The organism is Acinetobacter sp. UC24323 (assembly GCF_024151445.1).
In the GTDB taxonomy this organism is placed as follows: Bacteria; Pseudomonadota; Gammaproteobacteria; order Pseudomonadales; family Moraxellaceae; genus Acinetobacter; species Acinetobacter baumannii.
In genome coordinates this window covers 1-354 of record NZ_JAHIBY010000038.1, presented here as the reverse complement: position 1 = coordinate 354, position 354 = coordinate 1, and the positions used below count along the sequence as shown (strand labels likewise).

Below are 354 nucleotides of genomic sequence, written 5' to 3'. Positions count from 1 at the left end.
GTTGATGGATCAATTACAGTAGATGTTGACGACCAGGGTCATATCACAGGTGGGACCACAGATGTAGCACCGGGCAGCGAGGTGACCTTAACCATCACAGGTCAGGACCAGGCAGGTAATCCGCTGGAACAGCAGGTGAAAGCCACAGTTAATCCTGATGGCAGCTATACGGCAGAAGTACCGGCAGGCTTTGCTGATGGCGAATTGACCGTTAAGGCAGAAACGGTTGATCGTAATGGTACCCCGGTCAATGCAGAAGACAGCCTTGTGAAGACCGATCATGACAATGATCCATCTACACCGGATCAAGGTGGTCTGGACCGCGTTGATGGATCAATTACAGTAGATGTTGAC

1 pseudogene is annotated in these 354 nt (G+C 50.8%); it reads left to right on the top strand.

The features are described from left to right. Nucleotides 1-354, top strand: a pseudogene (locus KNQ97_RS19170) (hypothetical protein); the annotation flags it as partial.